General features: G+C 47.9%; 1 protein-coding gene. It reads right to left on the bottom strand.

Features of this window, described 5'->3' with window-relative positions; translation table 11 throughout:
• Positions 1 to 181: 181 nt before the first annotated feature.
• A complete protein-coding gene (locus Pcarn_RS19280; protein ID WP_261835944.1) occupies positions 182 to 19,381 on the bottom strand; it encodes a retention module-containing protein in 19,200 nt (6,399 codons plus the stop codon).
• Positions 19,382 to 19,599: the final 218 nt, after the last annotated feature.

Here is a 19,599-nt window from a genome sequence, read left to right as displayed (position 1 = left end):
AATGTGAATTACAGGACTTAGAAAAGCAGTCTTCCTACTGCCGCTAACCTTGAATGTGTGAATGCAAATACGAGAGATTTAATTCAGGGTTATTTTCAGTGTAATACGCATTCGACAGGAATAATGTGACAGACAAAAAAAATGGCCGCCAAGCGACCATTTTTTGTTCTATTACATCAAGTTAACTACCATCGTACTTAATAACGTTGTTCTCAAACAAGGTAGTGAGTAGGTCTTGGTTGAGATCTCCGCCTTTATCTAACTGGCTATACAGGCCTTTCACCAAGATAGACTGTTTGGTCCCCCCCGTATCCAACTCTATCTTCACATCATCGGTAGTGCCGACTTGTGTTGCAGTCAGCTCTTGTGAAGTCGCAAAGTTTTGTAATAGAGAATCTAGATCCAGATTGCTATCCAACTCACTGAAGATACCCGCAAGGTCGATGGAGTCGCCCTCGCTTACGCTAAAGTCTGTAATGACATCTTCTTGTTGATCGTCCACCTCGTTAAATACGAACAGGTCAGCACCGCCTCCACCGGTTAGGATGTCAGAGCCAAGACCACCGATCAGGGTATCGTTGCCCTCTCCGCCGATAAGTTCATCATCGTTATCTGAACCGGTGAGAACCGTATCACCATCGCCATCCACAATGGTGGTTGGCTCAGCCTCGAGTGATGCGTCTAGGTCAGTACCATCAGCTACAATTTCTGCCGCATATGAGATGACCTGCGAATCAGCAGAGTCCAGTTCAGTATTGCCATCTAGCTCTTTAGATACTGCTACAACATCGAAGCTCACAGTTGTCTCACCCGGTGAAGAAGTGAATTTCACCACCGCTGTTGCAAGCGCCGCTTCATCCAGAACCCAAACACCATTGTCTAGCGCAACGCTACCTGCGGTGGCTTCCACAACTGCATTGGCATCCAAACCGCGCACTTCAATCGACAATGCTTCACCGATATCACTAAGAGCAGCCATCAAGCCAATCAAAGGGATACCACGGCTTTGTACTGCTGCCTCTGCGATTATGGTGTTCAGACTGCGTTTGGCTGCAGGGTCTAACGTCAGTGTTGGCGCATTCGCTACGGGATTAATGTTCACCGTAATAGTGTCAGTATCGGACTGTACCGAGCCATCATCACCAAAGATACCGAGATCGGTAGTTGTTACAGTGATCTCGGCGTTATCTGTACCCTGAGGGTTGCTGTAGAAAACTCCATCGGTCACTGCCATTTCTGCAAGCACAGCGTTCACATCATCGATGGGACCACTCAGTACTACCGCACCCGAGTTGTTGTCTGTGATAGCCACATTCGCGTTTGCAGTCACCACATTGATAGTGCCTACATCTGCGCTTAAGGTGACCTGAATATCACTGCTTGCAAACATACCGGAATAATCCACATCGCTCACTTGAATACCGGTTACCTTGACCTCTCCACCCTCATCGACGGTGATGTCGGTTGGTACTGTATTCTCAGGGGCGTCGTTATCGGCAAGAACCTCGATATCAAACTCTTTGGTCGCAGATTTAGGATCGCTTGGGAAGTTACCGTTGTCATTAACATCAACTGTCGCCTTCACGGTTCCATAGAAATCAGCATCCGGCGTGAAATTAATACCGTTCGCCAAAGCCGCATTGATATCTGCAATGGTGCCCGATATCTCAACGCTCGCCGCTGGCAAGGTTGCGGTTTCGATAATGACACCGAAATCACTCTCTATGTCACTTAAGAAACTCAGTAGACCTGAATCTACGCTAACGGTCACGTTGTAGATAGCCGCTGGGTCATCCGATTCATCCACATCAGAGATCTGAATGTCGGTGATGAGCGTGTCTGCATCTTCGAGACCATTTTGAGTCGCAATGTCTGCAACTTCTGGCTCGTCATTGACTGGATCAACGGTAATTACAAAGTCATCAGTGGCGGTTTCTGGCTCATCCGGCGCACCGAAGTTACCTTGGTCATCAACAGTAATGGTAACCGTAACATCTCCTTGATAGTTGGCATCTGGAGTAAACAGAAGCCCACTGCTAAGCAAGGTGTTGATATCACCAATTGTGCCAGTGAGTACAACCTGACCGTCTGTAATGTTGATAGTCCCTGGGAAGGCATCTTTGGCGACTTGAGCAAAGTCAAAGTCACCATTGCCATCTGCAGCTACAGTGACCACATAGTCAGCGGTTGGGTCATTAGCTTCATCCACATCCGAGATTTGCAGGTCAGTGATTGATAGAGTGTTGTCTTCATCTACGTTTCTATCACTGATGCCCGCTAGCTCAGGTGTATCATTGGTTGGCGTAACCTCTACCTCAAAGGTGGTCTGATTGGTGTTCGGCTCGCCTACTACACCTAAGTTGCCATTATCATCCACCTCAACCGTCACAGTCGCCGTACCGTTATAGTCAGCCGCTGGGATGAAGGTCACTCCAGAGGCTAGGAAGTTATTGATCAGATCAACCGTGCCATCTATGGTCACGCTCTCGGTGCCCGCACCTGAGATAACCACGCCGAAGCTTGCAGGGTCACCGATAAAGATAAAGCTACCTATACCTGATGGTACAGAGATGGTTACCGTGTATGGCGCAGTAGGATCATCCACTGTATCCACATCACTGATAACGATGCCAGTGATGTCAACCGAACCATCCTCAGATACCGTGGTATCTGTAATTGGGTCAATCAGTGGCTGGTCATTCTCAGGCTCAACATCGATAACGAAACTGCCTGAGTTATCGTTAGGCTCGCCGACGATACCTAGGTTACCCCCATCGTTAACCGTGATATCTACATTCACGTCGCCGTTGAAGTTTGCCTCTGGGTTGAAGCGCACACCATCCGCAAGGGCTGCATTGATCTGGTCAACCGTGCCTGTCACCGTAATCGAGGTTGATGGCGTATCTGGCGCTAAGGTAACGCCGAAGTTCGCTTCTGCATCTGGACCGAAGTTGAGCAGGCCACTGTCTACCGTGATGGTGAAGGTATAGATAGCTGTCGGGTCGTCTGCAGTATCAGGGTCAGCAATAGAAAGATTAGTGATGTTGTATTCATTATCTTCCAATGCCACAAGATCACTCACTCCACCGAATACTGGCTGGTCATTCACCTCTTCGATGGTGACATCCACTACCTGCACCGCTTCAGGACCAAGATATTCGGTGCCATTGAAGTCCGTATCTACCGACTGCACCTTAACCGTCAGCTGCGCCGGTTCCCAGTTGGATGAGTTGTTGTCTCCTGAGTTGAACACTATCTTATCCAGCTCTTGAGCATCCACATCTAGCGTCCAAACACCATTACCGCTATCGGTAAACAAGGTGCCATCAGCCAATTTAATCACACCGCCATCTGGCACGCCTTCAACCGTAATACGTAAGGTCTCTGGAGCATTCTCAATATAATCGCTACCGCTACCATCACCTGGCAAGGAGTAAACATTATCGACAATGAAGGTATTGATCAGAATATCGATATCTTCGTTCTCAGTACCCTCCACTGAATCCACGATATCATTATCGACCGCATCACCGGCAGGGTTAACCACTAGGGTGAAGCTGGCGTTAAACTCAGTTGGAACCTGCAGCAGTTTTTCTTGGGTAAAGATGATGATGCCAATATCTACCGAGCCACTGAAGTTCTCCGCTGGCGTGATTGCAATGTTCTCAAAAGAAACACTGGTAGCACTCGGGTCATTCAGCTGTATGGTCCAGAAGCCATTACCGTTGTTCTTGATAATGAAACCATCATCACCCTCTTCATCAAGGGATCTCACAAGGAAATCATCTGGTATCCCGGACAGACGTATAGATACAAATTCTTCCGAGCCATCTTGGTCAACAAGTGAAACCCGGAACGGGTCGCCTGCAACCTGATCGAGCCTGATTTCAGTATCCTCTTCACCCGTTACTGTAATCTTGCTTGAGCGATCCCCACCTGTAACTCGAACAGGGTCCAAAACAGGCACTATTTCAAAGCTCACCTCACCACTGAATGGCTTACCTGCATCTTGATCTGGCCCTTTTGTGTAGCCATCTGTTTCATCGAACACCGTGGTATCGGTAATGGTACCGGAAACGGTCAGCGACACTGTATTGTCACCATCACCTTCAGGGAAGTGCTCTGTTGGTTTAAAGCGAACATCCTGCAAGAAGTCGTCTAAGGCGGTTGGGTTAGCAGGGTCATAGTTAAGAGTAATAGAGGTCACTAGGCTACCATCACTGTCCACCAACCAACCCTCTGTTGGGTCAGTCACAGTGATGGTTACTGATTGAACGCTCTCAACACCGCGAGTTGAGTCTGTATCTCTGTCGGTTGAGGTGACATCAATATTTAGATGAATCAGACCATCTTCATATGCCGTATCAGGCTGGAATACTTCCGTATCTCCCCCTTCAACTGGCAAAAAGTCCTCATTAAGGCCACTTGTACCAACAATAGTCACATCAACATTCTGGACCGTTTCTACCTCTGGTGAGATGGCTATAGGTATCTCAAGGGCAAATCGCTTCTCATCACCGGACTCAGTATCTGTGGTTACCGCAGTAAATTTAAGTACAAGGTCTCCGGCATAGTCGTCTGGTGCGGTAAGGGTTAATCCACCGGTTCCCGATATACTTCCGTCGGCATTCACTTGTGCAAGATAAACAAACTCGTTGTTTACATAATCAAAGTCCGCCCCACCGATACTAAAACCAGCAGGCAAATCTGCGCTATTAAAGACTATCGACAATTCATCTATCACATCGTCGAAGACGGTTGCCTGCAATATGCCTTTGTCTAAGATCTGCTGACCTAGGTCTATGGAGCCTTGGTCTTCGACGCCTAGGATAATGTCATCAGGCTCCGTGTGAATTACGATATCGGCAGCGATACTGTCGTTTCCATCCACGGTTTCTGGGAAACGGATAGTCACATCTGTCTCTTTAATGACTCTTGGCCCGTTACCCTCGTCTTCGTCACCTCTGTCGTATGCGCGTGCGACAAAGGTCACCGTAAGGTCTGAGAACGTCGGCTCAGAATCTGGTAGAACCAAACCGTTCGGCGCCAAAATTTCAAAGCTGTCTTCATCTGTAATAACCCAAGTGCCATCACCATTGTTTACAGCGCCAAGAACAATCAGCTGATCGAGTATCACTGGGTCTGTGGTATTGAAGTCAACAACAAGGTCTTCTACCAACTCGAATGGAGGATTAGTAATACCCTCATTGTCCGACATGTCGAGGTCTTGCATGTTAACGCTGTAACGACCTGCTTCATTGTTGTTATTGTTGATGGTAAAGCTGACTTTTCCATCTGCACCCGCATCGATGAGGGTTAATGGCGTATCTAGCGCCGACTGGTCGAAGATGCCTATGGTCGCATCATCCTCCACCACAGGTCGCACATTGATATCGACTAGGCCAACGATCTCCTTAAGCGCGATGCCTTCATTTGGTGTTTCGCCTTGCTCGAACTCGAAATCTTGCTCAGTGATCTCGAGTACCGCAGTCAATTGGAAATCAGTACTGTCATCTTCAGGTGGTTTAACTTCAATGATTGCGGTGCCATCAATAAGCTCACGCAAACCATTGAGCAATGTGATTCTGACCTTTCCATCCGCGTCAGGAACTATTTCGTTGCCATCAACACGAATGATCGCCCCGTCTGGAATATTCTCCACACGAAGCAGTAAGATCTGTTCGTCTGAATCAGGGAAATCGGCACCTGTGGGCTTCCAGTCGACGAAAATAAACTCGTCTTCATTACCTGTTGCAGAACCGGTATAGCTAACCTCAGCATCAACCACAGGTTTGACCTTGATAATAATATCGCCTTCAAATATCTCGGTATCACCATCATTTTCGGTCACAACTATGGTGACCTTGAGGTCAATATTCTGTGTTGAAGAGGGTTCCGGTCGAACGATGATCCCCGTGTCTACTCCCGCTTCGGTCAAGTTAGCTTGGAAGATTGGCTGACCATTGTCGTCATAGCCTACGAACACTAGGTCAATCTTATTGTTCTCTTCATCAATAAGCTCAACACCGTCTGGAATATTGGAAATGAGTACTGTTATAGACTCAGAATCATCGAGTGGCGAGTCTGCAAGCTCACCCGAGATCACCCCAAAGTTGAGTGGGACATCTTGGTTCTCATCCACCAGCGTCTCAATACCGGTAGCGGCCCCATTACCATCAAATATCACTTGCCAGAAGTCACCGACGCCATCTACATCGATTACTGGTATATCAGCGACACCCTTCAGATCAACCACAACCTGACGAGAATCAAGAACGCGATCGTTTGTCACTTCAACTAAAGTGCCACCGCCATTTTCTTCGTCGGCAGGGCTCAGCACCATAGCGGTATCACGAATAATGCCAGTCACAGTGAACTCGAAGTCCACGTTACTGTGAATGAAAGGAACGAACTCAACGAATTCAAGTTGGTCGTACGGGATCTCGTACACGCCAGTTGAGATCTCATTAATCTGGCTATCTCCCGTCCCAATCCAATTCAAGGTTGCAGGGTTACCATTGCTATCTACAAGGTTTGAAACCTGCACAAATAGAGACTCGGAACCGTCGACATCTTTCGAGGCCGTCATCTGTATATGTTGGTCGAGTGTAGTTGTAGTATCCTCATCAATAACGATACGAGTTACCGTCAATGCGCCTTCATCGGCGATTGGATTAACATTTACGGTAAAAAATCGTTCTTCGGAACGAGCCTGTGGCACCTCAGCATTTGGATCGCTCTCGGTAGTGATAGCCACTACTTTCAGTTGCAGTGAACCACTCCAATCCTCTGCTGGTCTGACTGTGACCTTACCAATATCATCCGCAGAGATTATGTAGAGGTCATTCACTGGCGTCTGCTCTACACCGTCAATCAGTAATACCTGCCCTACATCTGAGGTAAAGCTCACCTCATAGGTAATGGTCTCAGAGCCGTCGGCATCTTGGGTTTGAGCCAGAATCGCAAGGGTTGCTTCTTCGTCTTCATTGATAGTGACTTCATAGTTACCATCAGATGGTTCCCAAGTGGCGGTATCAGCAATCGCTTTGACCTCAACGGTCAGATCACCGCTTAACGTTTCGCTCACCGAACCGTTACGCACAACTTGGATATCAAACGAGTAGTTGTAATCGGTACCTTCACTGCCTTGATGACGCGCAGGTACAAAGAACAGGTTCTCTACCAACCAGTTTTCATTGTCCGCCGTGGAGGTTTCAAGTAGTGCTTTTGTGAGCACCACTTCACCGCCATTCACCGGCAACAGAATATAATTGGTGCCATCAAAGTAATAGAAGTCGCCCTCTGCCGCATCGACGTTTTTAATGGTGATGTCGCCCAGCTCTTCGTTATTATCAAAGTCACCGGTATTCACGCCAATGTTGACCTTGATTGGGCCATCACCAACTGGAATATTATCTTCAGGGTTAGTATCACCAGAGGTCACCGTTCGACCGGCATCCTCACTACCGCTGGCCTCAGACAGAGTAATCTGAGAGGTAATGTCGTCCACCGTGATAGTAATCGGCTTGGTATCAGTATCATCATCGCTGTCGGTTGCCGTTACACTAATATCGATACTTACCGCATCACCGCCTTGCTGCACATCATCTGCCGCAGTGAAACGGATACGACCGTCCGGATGCACCTCCAATACACCCATTAATAAGCTCGGATCGGCTGGGTTCGCCGGATCACTGCCATCGCTATACAAATTGAAGCTCTGGAAACCGCCATCAGGGTCGATGGTAAGGTTGGTCGTGCCTATGGTGATCTGAGTCAACAAACCATCATCGGCACCATCGGTATCTTGTCCGCTTTGACGCAGCACATTGATGCTGGCTTGATCATCACCTTCCACAACGGAAATAGACTTACTCACTACCTCAGGCACATCATCCACGACATTAACCACGAGATTCTTAGTCGCCGAATCATCACCATCCATGTCTTGTACAAACACTGGCAGGTTAATGCTTAGGATATCCGCTGCATCTGCAATCGGATGGTCGATGGCTCGAATAAGCTCAAAATCGAACTTACCAAAGTCTGAACTCGTTAGGTCATTGTTGATCTGGATAGAAAGAATATCTAACTGCTGACCATTGACGCTGGCTACGCCCATATAGCCACCAGCGACAGTAATAAAGGTAATCGCAACACCTTGATAGGTCAGCGGGAAAACCTGCGTCTGATTGCTGTTGTCTACATAGCTGGCCGAGATGTTAGCTGTGTCAACATAGAAGGCCTCAACATCATCGGTACCTTGCAAGAAGGTGACGGTTGAGTTGCCACGCTCAAGGTCGCCATCTGGATCATTACCGCCTTGGATAGGCGGAACATCAGGCTGCTCTTGGTCGATGTTGCTTTCTTCGAGAATCACTGTCGGAACCGCATCTACATCAGGATCACGACCATCATCGATACGGATATTCACGTTCGCCGAAGTGGTGTCACCATCGCTATCGGTCGCATCTACCGTCAGAGTCAGGCTGTTGAAATCTGAAGCATTGTTATCCTGCTCTAGAGCTTGGCTCTGCTCAATGGTGTAAGTGCCATCGAGATTCACTATCGCGGTAAGCACCACATCGCTTGGATCGCCTGCGATATGTACTGTTAGAGTTGTGCCATCAGTGCTTAGTAGCAACTCTACCCCTTGGTTGTTGCTAACTAGACTGGTCCACGCTGGGTCGGTAAGCACGCTTTGGTTGAATCGAACGGTCGAGACAGCATCGATACCCTTAACAAGATCAACCGCGCCACTTACTGGGTCGGCATCCATATCAAGGATGACGTTCTCATCCACCACCTCATTTTGGTCGGTAGAGTTCGGATCCGTACCATCAGTAATCACAAGGCTAATATCCTTGGTCACTGTGTCGTTATCAGTATCGGTCGCTTCTACGGTAACGCCTAGGCGATTGGTATCGTCATCCGCTATCTGATCTAGTGGCAATCTTTGCTCAAAACTGTAATTACCATCGATATCAATCGTACCAATGAGCACCACTTCTTCATTGGCATCATCGGTGACTAGGGTAATCTGCTGACCATCTGCACTGATGATGACCTTAGTGTCCATACCATTAGAGGTCAGAGCGTCCCACGCTGTTTGCTGAGCACTAGTTAATGAGAACACCACAGATGCAATAGCATCAACACCCGCAGTTAAGCCTACATCACCGGTCACAGGGAAGTCGACCGGACCAATAATGTTGTCCTCGTTCCAAGCTAGCTCTATATCGCCGTCGGTAAAGGTGAGGTCTTCACCATCATTGATGCGAACTCTTGCTGCTGCTCGAGTAATATCTCCATCGGTATCTTGCAGTTCAACGCGGAATGACAGGTCTACCCTGTCTCTGTTGTTGGTTTGGTCGATGGCCTGTAACTGCTCAACGGTGTAGGTACCGTCAAAGTTACCCTCTCCGTCTACATTTAAGCGAACGGTCAATACTGGAGTGTTTGGCGCCTCATCAAGAGACAAGGTAATTAGAGTGCCATTTTCAGTAATAGCGAACGAGGTATCTTTGCCGTTACTGGTAATAGCATTTAGGGTGTTGGTTTGACCATTGGTCAGATTAAACCCAAAGTTCGCCAAGGCATCGCTACCATCGGTCAGTCTCATATCACCTGTGATTGGCAGATTAGAAGTGCCTATATCATCATCACTAAAGGTAACTCGGCGGTTGGATAGACCAATGTTCGCACCATCCTCTACCTGTAGTGAGATGCTATTGGTGGTTGTATCTCCATCGCCATCGACAGCTACAACATTGGTTCCCAGTCTTGAAATATCATCATTAGCTGTCTGATCGATAGATTCAAACTGCTCAAGAGCATAGTTGCCATCGATATCCATAGTCAGGGATAGAACTGTTGTACCATCGGCGAGTTCAAGCGCCAGAGAGCGCTCACCCTCGACTAGGCTTGTCGCCTCTCCATTACTGGTAATCGCCTCCCAAGCTGAGCGCTGATCTGCCGTTAGCTCAAAATCAAGGCTCGCCAGATCATCTGGGCTGAGGGTCAGTCCGATATCACCGGTGATTGGCTGAGAAACAGTACCTACATCATCTTCATTCCAGCTTTCCACCTGATCCGTCATCTGGATATCGGTACCATCATCAATAGTCACAGTAATGCTGGAGTTGGTGATGTCTCCATCGGTATCAGTGAAGATCACGCCTGCACTCAGGCTAGATTGATCGGTACCCGTATTGTCCTGATCGACAGCGATGAATTGCTCTAGCTTGAAAGTACCATCGGTGTTCAATGTTAATTGAAGTGCAATCAAGCCGTTGTATCGCACCACCAAAGACTGATCATTTTGCTCGAAGACCGTTGCATCTTCATTGACAGTAATACCCTGCCATGCAGTTAGTTGGTCGGCACTAAGGTCGATAACAGCGGTGGCGATGGCGTCACTACCTTGATAGTTAAGGTCTCCATCAAATACATAACCGAGGTCACCAATCTGATCCTCACTCCAAGAAACGTTAGCGGGATCTGTGGTGATGGTATCGCCATCGGCAATGGTGAAATCTATTGTTGCTGTGTCTATATCTCCATCGGTATCTTCTACTTCGACGCCCAGGCTCAGCAATAACTGTCCCGTTGCATCCTGATCTAATGGCAGGGTTTGATTGATGCTGTAGGTGCCATCGAGATTAAGTGTGACTACCATGACAGCAGTGCCATCTTCTAGCTGCACACGGATTTCGTTATCGCTTGAGATAAAGTCTGTCGGTTGGTCGTTGCTGGTTAACGCCTCCCAAGCATCAGTTTGTGCTTGAGTCAGCGTGAAGCGCATATCAACCACGTCATCACTACCAGTTACTAGGTCGACATCGGTAAAGATTGGGAAGATGCTTGAGATATCATCCTCATTCCAGTTCTGGCTATCATCGCTGATCATAGGATCATCGCCATCGGTAATGGTGATAGCGATAGTCGCATCTGCTTCCGTGCCGTCTGAATCCTCTACCGTAACAGGAACATTCAATAGCAAGTTTTCAAGACTGGTATGATCAAGCGCCTGGTATTGCGTAACCGTGTAGTTGCCCAAGAGATCATTAATCTGAATCTCTAGCACCTTATTGGCAGGATCTCCGGTGATGAATACGGTCAATAAACTACCATCGGCAGAGAGTACAACTTCCGTGGTTTGATCGTTTGAGACTAAACCAGTCCATGCTGCGTCTGAGGTTACCGATGGATCGATACTTAGGTCCACAATGGCATCGATACCCGGAATAATATCCAGTTTTTCAGCAAAGCTCTGCTGACCTTCTATCTCAACAATAGTAACCGCATCATCATTCACAACAGGGTCATCACCATCGAAAATGTTGATCGACAATCGCCCAGTATCAAAGTCGTCATCGGTATCGGTAACGATGACATCGAGGCCAAGTGATAGTGGGCCAACAACCGGCTGATCCACCGCATCACTCTCAATAATGCTGTAGCTTCCATCTGCATTGATGGTCACCTTGATGACGACATTCGCCTCATCACCACCTTTGTATACCAAGAGCTCTGTTTTATCGTCATTGAGTTTTAGCTCGGTTGCCTCACCGTCACTGGTGATGCCTGTCCAAGCGGGATCAGACAACACGGCATCATCAAACTGAACACTGAAAATATCGTCAATGCCCTTAGTGATAGTCATTGTGCCGGTTTTAGGCGCGCCGTCAGTGGTTTCGATAAAGTTCACTGCCGCGTCGGTAATTTTCGGATCAGTACCATCGGTGATCTTGATCTTGATATCCGCTGTGGAGGTATCACCATCAAAATCGGTTGCAATCACACCCGCTACCAACTCATTAATATTGGATAGTACGTCCTGATCCAACGGAAGATTTTGCGTCAGTGTAAAGGTTCCATCAGAGTTGATAACCAACTCCAAGGCAACCGCATTCGAGTCACTCGCTAGCGCAACGGTAATGGTGTTGCCATTAACAGCGACTGTGGTCGCTTCATCGTTGCTGGTTAATGCGCCCCATGTTGCGTCGTTAGCAACTTCAGGGTCAAACTCGTAGCTCTCAATAGAGTCACTGTTTGGCGTAAATACGATCACACCGGGAGTAACTGTTGGTAACCCCTCTTCCTTAATATTGATACTGGCATCAGCACCCGTTGCTGGAAGCGCATCATTGATAGTGATGTTGATATTCGCCGTGCCAGAGTCACCATCGGTGTCCTTGGCAAGCACAGGCAGAACTAAGTCATTGATGTCAGTACCATCCGCCTGCTCTATCGGTCTGTGCTGAGTAATGTCGTAATTGCCATCGTTGTCGATAGTGATGGTCAATACAGGCGCTTCAGAGTCATTAGCCGTGACGGTCAGTGTCTTACCATCATCAGAAAGCTCGACAGTAACGGACTCGCCCTCACTCATTAACCCAGTCCAAGCGCTATCCCCTAGCACCGTAGGGTCAAACTCTATGCTTTGGATATCATCACTGCCCGCAGTGAAAGAGATAGTACCGTCTGCTGTTACCTCGCCCGTGGTTTCAGTCCACTCCACATCACTGTCGACACCCGTTGGGTCATCGCCGTCAGTTACGTTCACCGTAATGGTGGCTGAGGTAGTATCTAGGTCGCTGTCAGTCACATCTACCGGAATGAGCAAGGTATTTAGATTGCTAACGACGTCTTGGTCCAAGGGCTCACGCAAGTCAATGGTGTAAGTGCCATCGATATTTACAATCACCTGCATCACGACAGTGCCGTCTTCGAGAGAGACAGTAAGCGTGTCATTGATGCCAGTTTGATTAGTAGACGACAGGGCAACGTCAGTATCTTCACCATTACTGGTTAGATTCAGCCATGGACTTACCAAATCAAGGACTGAGTTGTTGATACCAATTGAAGTAACCGCATCGCTACCCTCGGTTAGCGCTAGGTCACCCTCAAACGGTTGCTTGGTCAGATCGCCAATATCATTCTCGAAGATGTCTGCGATATCGTCGGTTAGGCTTGGATCGCTGCCATCTTCAACTTTAAAGCTTACGCCGGTGCGAGTCTCGTCTCCATCTGTATCTGTTATTACCACCCCAACATCAAGCACTAGCTCATCGGGGTTGGTAGGATCATCATCGTCTTGGTCGATAGCCTCAAATTGATTAATGCTGTAGGTGCCATCAGGGTTAAGTACTAGTTCAAGTACTGGGTCGCCGGTCAGGGTGCTTACGGTAACAGTATTGCCAGTTACCACAACATCGGTTTCCTCACCGTTACTGGTGATCGCTTCCCAAACGGCTAGCTGATCATCAGAAAGCTCTACCTGAACGCTTTGTATTGCATCACTTCCTTGGTAGCCAAGGTCGCCAGTAACTGGCAGAACTGTGCCATCACCGATGCTATCCTCGTTCCAGCCCTCATCTCCTGGAGTGATATCGAACTCATCGCCATCGTTGATGGTGATATCTATAGTGGTCGAAACCACATCCCCATCAGTATCGGTAACATCGACGCCTACCTGAAGCTCGTTAAGATCATCGGTTTGATCCAGCGCTTCTAGCTGTGTAAGGGTGTAGTTGCCAGAGATATCTATGGTAAGGGTCAGAACAGGAGTGCCGTCAGCAAGCTGAACCGTTATGCCATTGGCGGTAATCACCAATTGAGTATCTTCGCCATTGCTGGTTAGCGCTTCCCACTCGGCTTTCTGTGCGTCGGTTAGGGTAAACTCAACGGATTTGGTCGCATCACTACCCTCAACCAGACCAATCGAGCCGGTATCCGTTGCTGTGCCGTCATCGACATCATCCTCATCCAACTCGACGGAAGATGCTGTCAAAGTGGCATCATCACCATCTGTGATCTTGATGTTGATATTGGCTGAGCTTGAGTCGCCGTCGAAGTCGGTACCGATTACAGGCACAAGTAGATCATTAATGTCATCAACTGATAGCTGATCTAAGCCATCATTTTGTACAACCGTGTAGGTGCCGTTATCGTTCAGGGTCAGAACCAAGACATCGGTTGTCGCTGTAGAAAGGGTTAAGATCTTACCTGTAGGGTCCAGACTTAGGCTGGTGGCTTCACCATTACTGGTTAACGCGCCCCAAGTGGCATCATTTAGTACAGCCGGATCGATTACTATGGTCTCAACCGCATCAGAACCAGGACTAAACAAAATGGTGCCACCGTTGGATTGGTTAGCATCACCCGTTTCTGTGTATTCTACTGTGCTGGTTTCAGCCGTTGGCGCCACATTATCAAGGATATTTATAGTGATATCGGCGGTGCCTGTATCCATTTCTGAATCACTGGCAATTACCGGCAAGATAAGCTTGGTTAGATCGCTACTGTCTTGCTCAATAGGTTGAGACTGAATGACATCATAGTTGCCGTCGTTGTCTATGGTTACGCGTAGCACCTCGGCACCAGAACCGGAGGTCACCACTAGGGTTTTCGAGTCAGTTAACTCAAGGGTAACACTCTCACCGTTGCTCACTAGTCCAAGCCAAGTCGCATCATTAAGCACCGAAGGGTCAAAGGAAATATCCGCAATCTCCTCACTACCTGGAGTAAACACCACCTGACCGTCAGCAGTAACCACGCCAGTGGTCTCCTGCAGTGTCACCTCATCACCGACACCACTTGGGTCATCACCGTCGTTTATGGTAATCACCACGTTGGCGCTATCAAAATCACCGTCCGCATCGTTCGCGGTAACCGGCAGAGTCAGGTCGATAGAGTCGCCGGTTAGCTGATCGATTGGGCCTAGTTGGCTAATGCTAAAGGTACCATCAAGATTCACGCGAATTTCGAGAATTGGGGCATCGTTGTCTGAGCGAGTGACGATTAGCGTATCTGACACGCCAGTTTGTATAACCGAGCTAAGTTCCAGCTCTACAGACACACCATTGCTGGTTAAGCTGGTCCACTGACTGTCTGATAGAACGCTGTCATCAATTACGACGGATTCAACTAGGTCACTACCCTTAACCAGGTTGAGGGAGCCTGTTTCTGGCACATAGTCCGGCGCACCTATGTCATTTTCATCCAAGGTAGCGGTAGTATCCGTGATCATTGGATCATTGCCATCGGTGATTGGCATTGAAATGGTGGTGAAGATGATGTCACCGTCGGTGTCCGTGGCATCTACCTGAAGGGTTAATGGGTTAACATTACTGGCTGTATCTTGCTCTATCGCCTGCAATTGCTCGATAGAATAGGAACCGTCGAAGTTAACGGTCGCTCGAAGCACTACATCGTTCTCGTCACCGGCAATATGCAAGATGAGTTCAGAGCCGTCATCGCTAAGTTTTAGCTCTGTGTCTCGGTTATCTGAAAGGAGTCCTAACCATGTTGGGTCGGTCAGCACAGAGTCATTGAACTCAACTGTCGCGATCGCATCCACACCTTGGCTAAGGTCAATATTGCCGGTTTCATTGGATGGAATATCGTTCTCATTGAGTGGTGTAGCGACGTTGCCCGGACGACTAGGATCCATACCATCGTTGATGGTGACACTAACAACCGCAGTATCAAAGTCACCATCTGCATCGGTAGCAGTGATGGTCGCTGATAACAGATTTTGGTTATCTACCGGCTGATCCAAGGGTAAGAACTGAGTGATGGAGTAGTTACCATCAAGCCCAATATCAAAACGCAGCACTTCAGTACCATCGGCAAGGGTAAGCAATAGACTGCCATCAGTAACCGTTAGCGTGGTAGCTTGACCATTACTGGTCAACGCTTCCCAACCGGCTTCTTCATCAGTAGTCAACGTTACGTCCATGGACTCAACAATGTCGCTGCCCACGGTCAGGCTCACCGAGCCCGTTTCGGGCAATGGATTATCGGTCGCATCATCGAACAGAACTACTGAACTGTCCGCGATAACGGGATCGTTTCCATCAATTATGTTGATGGTAATGTCTTCAGTTACTGGGTCGTTATCGGTATCGGTGACTATGACCGGAAGCGTCAGAGTCAGGGTATCGCTACTGTTGTGTTCAAGTGCCTGATATTGCGTGACTGTGTAATTGCCATCTAAGTTCACCTCGGCTTGCAACACGATATTACTTGAGTCACCTGCAATATGCACAACCACTACATTGTCTGTTACCAGTACTTCTGTGTCTTGATTGTTGCTAAGAAGCCCAGTCCATACGCCATCGCCTTCAACGCTAGCTTTATCAAATACTACGGTATCAACATTGTCACTGCCCATAGCCACTGACACGGTTCCAGATACAGAGACCTCGCTGCCTGTCTCATTGATGTCTGGGGCGGTACTTGGAGATAGGCTTGGGTCGTCACCGTCGGTGATGTTTACATTGATCTCTGTGGAGATGACATCCCCATCGGTATCAGTGAGGTCAACCTGCAGGCTTAGCAAAATCTCTTCAAGTACCGAGTGATCAAGGGCTTGGAATTGAGTGACTCGGAAGTTACCGTCCAAGTCGAGAAGCTCAACCTCAAGCACTACATCAGCACTATTTCCCGCAACAAACACAGAAAGTAGAGTGCCATCTGTGCTCAATGAAAGCTCGAGAGCTTGGTCGTTACTGACAAGACCAGTCCAGTCTGCATCGCTTAGCACAGCACTATTAAAGACAATACTTTCAATGGCATCGGCGCCCTGCTGGATCTCGAAACTGTCTAAAAAGGTCTGCTCGGTAGCCTTCTCTACAAACTCTACTGTGGCATCGCCAGCACTTGGATTATCACCATCAAGTATGGTGATCGTGATATCAGCATTGGTGAAATCGTCATCGGTATCGGTAACGATTACTGGCAGAGTCAGGATAATGTCTTGTGAATCTTCATCTTGATCTATGGACTCGAATTGCTGGACTAGATAACGACCGCCAAGACCAATAGTGATTTCTAGAACTGGCACTTCGACGGGTGGTAATGAATCTGGATCGATATAGAAAACCGTCAGGACATTATCTTCTAGGCGCAATTCGGTATCTAAACCATTGGACTGAATCCCCGTCCAAATCGGGTCGCTGACAACCGAAGGATCAAACACCACGCTCGCAATATCATCTGAGCCCTTGTCTATCTTGATGGTACCGGCGGCATTACGTACCGCATTTTCAAGCTCGGTAAAGGTAACGCTCGAATCTGATGCCGCTGGGTCGGTTCCATCTGTCACCTTGATAGTGATGACCTCGTTTCCGGTATCGCCATCAAAGTCGGTGGCGATTACGGTGATAGGCAGTTCAAGAAGGTTATCTAGAGGGTGATCCAGCGCCGCGTTCTGCACAACTGTGTAGGAACCATCAGTATTGATGGTTACCGTCATCACGACTTCGTTTGGCTCTCCAGCAGTCGAGATGGTAAGTAAGGTATTGTCATTAGACAGAGAAACCGTAACCGGACTATCGTTTGAGGTTAAAGAAGTCCAGATTGGGTCAGTTTCAGTCGAGGAAGCGAACTGCACCTTCTCGATAGCATCACTAAAAATAGTGAAATCTATTTGACCCTCGGTGGATTGTCCCTCATCTCCGGTTTCTACATAATCCACCTCACTTGGCGCACCCTCAGGACTGATGTTATCGCGAATCACCAAGTTGATATTTTCAGTCACCGAATCACCATCAGTGTCAGTGGCTGTGGTTGGAATAACCAGTCGAAGAATCTCGCTCTCTTGTTCGATAGCGCGATATTGAGTGAGGGTGTACTCGCCACTATTGTCGATAACAACCTGCAGCACAGGTTCTCCACCCAAGGTTTCTACCAGTATGGTTTTACCGTCATCTGAAACATCTACGCGAGTGAGCTCGCCGTTACTAATGATACCCGTCCAAGCACTATCACTAGATACGCTTTGCTCAAACGAGATGTCAGCGATGTTATCGCTTCCTTTGGTGAACTCTATGGTGCGCGTTTCGCTCTGTTCACCGACGATCTCAACATAGTCGAGTAGACTCGGCTCACCTGTTGGATCATCACCATCTTCAATAATCACAGTGATTACCGACGGCGTACTATCACCGTCATAGTCCACCACGTCTACAGGAACAATCAACTCATTGATATTGGTTTCAACATCTTGATCTAGTGGCTGTTTTAACGTTGCGATATAAGTACCATCAACGGCAACCACAACCTCAAGTACGACAACATCAGGGTCGTCAGCAAGGGTCACTATTATCTTGTCTAGAATCGGATTTGCATCCACATCTACTTGGGCTTCTGAGGTCAAACTCAGGCTTGTTGCCAACCCATTCGAGGTAAGTGCATTCCATGTTGGGCTGTTAAGAATGGACTCGTTAATGGTCAGATACTCAGCGGTATCACTGCCCAATGCCAATCCTGTATCACCATCAGCAGTATTCGCGCCGACTTCATTCCCCTCACCTATGGTGGTGGTAGATGTTGCACCCACTGCGTCAAAGTTTGGATTGCTACCATCTGATACCGTCGTGCTGAACGCGATAGGCTCAACCAAATCAAAACCGCTGGAGTCTTTGCCTGTAATATCAAACCCGATATTTAGCTGGTCATTTGCAACTGAGATGTACTGGCCATTGAAGTCGATATGATCAATAGGTGCCGAAACAAGTGTGGTAACCACCAATTCAATACCATTCGGCAACTGCTCTGGAGTGATGGTAATGGACAGCACTTCATTACCGCCAACAGAACCGACTATTGCATTGGTACCTTGGTCATAAACAAAGGTAACCGCCTCGCCTGCAGAGGTGATGTTGGCATTCAGCTCTGCCAACACTTGGTCGATATCTAGCGGGGATACCTCAAAGCTTTCTGCATCTAGCTGGAACGTTGCCTGCTCTATAAAGAATGAGCCGGTAGTAATTTGTGGGTAGGTGCTTTGAGAAATAGAACCTTCAACGACTTGAGTCGCGATGCTACCACCTCCCTCTGCAAAGGTAATAGTAAGTCCTTCTTCGTCTTCCACGCGGTTGAAGTCTGAAGAGAAACCTGCCGTTTCAAACTGTGTGTCAGCCAGAACTTGAGCATTATCCCGTGCCACATTAACAAAGCCATCCCCTGCCGAGTTCTCAGCATTGGTATCGCGGGTCTCTTCTTGAATCTCTAACGCTTCACCTAGATCCTGACCATCTCTAATAAGTTGCTGGATCTGGGCAATATCGGCTTCAGTATAGGTGGGCTCCACCTCATCGAGGTCAGGGAGCTGAGCAATTGGTGCGGAGTCTATCTGAGATTGACCATCCTCAAAAATGGTTAAACAAGCCACGCAGTTTTGTTGCAACACAAAAACCTGGTCGTTGGCTCTGACCAGCACGTCGGCATCATTTCCTAATAGTACTACTGAGTCTGGCTGAAGGATTTCACCTTTCTCAATATTACGTGCACCTTGTGTAGCACTGACTACCACTGCACTGCCAGATACCTCTACGATCTCTGCCGCAGTGGATAAAATACGCTCTTCCATAGCCTACTTCCCTGTTATCTGCGCCCTTTGTCCATAATATTTGGGCGCAGTACTTCTGATTATTTAAAAAGCATTAGTTACATATTAGCAACCATATGGACAAATAAGAACAACTTATCCTTTGCAAAAGGCAACAAAGGTGCCCTCAAAGGGCAAACATGCTCAAAAATCTAGAATATGACCATCGAGCCAGAGCTAGAGAGAAATCGGAGATTACA

Source organism: Vibrio ishigakensis, from assembly GCF_024347675.1.
GTDB lineage: Bacteria > Pseudomonadota > Gammaproteobacteria > Enterobacterales > Vibrionaceae > Vibrio > Vibrio ishigakensis.
Note: the sequence above shows the minus strand (reverse complement) of the source record. Positions and strands in the feature narration are given on the sequence as shown.